The following is a 347-nucleotide window of genomic DNA, read 5'->3' as shown; positions in this document are numbered from 1 at the left end:
ATTGACGGTGTTGTCACCCGCCACCGTTTCGATGGTCAGGGCATTATGTGCCTGGGTATCGAGCACCACGTTCTGGTGCTCAACCGCAATCGCGGTGTTACCGGACGCATCCACACCGGTGACCATTACCTGTACGTCATTGTTGCCTTCATTCAGCGCCGCGGTGGGTACCGGTACTTCGTAACGCAGTTGACCATTGGCATCCGTCACAACATTGCCGTGATATTCATGGCCGTTCACGCTGACGACGACGTTATCGCCCGCCTGCGCATCACCACTCACCACACCGGAAATCATCGTCGGCATCCGGGACTCGGTGGCATTCACCACGTTGTCACCGGCCACGG

1 protein-coding gene is annotated in these 347 nt (G+C 57.9%); it reads right to left on the bottom strand.

Features of this window, described 5'->3' with window-relative positions; translation table 11 throughout:
* Window positions 1-347 (bottom strand): Ig-like domain-containing protein (locus M977_RS23975; RefSeq protein ID WP_157092153.1); only part of this gene is annotated, 347 nt, incomplete at both ends.

This window comes from Buttiauxella gaviniae ATCC 51604 (assembly GCF_001654835.1).
Lineage (GTDB): Bacteria > Pseudomonadota > Gammaproteobacteria > Enterobacterales > Enterobacteriaceae > Buttiauxella > Buttiauxella gaviniae.
This window is presented reverse-complemented; position numbering and strand designations above follow the sequence as displayed.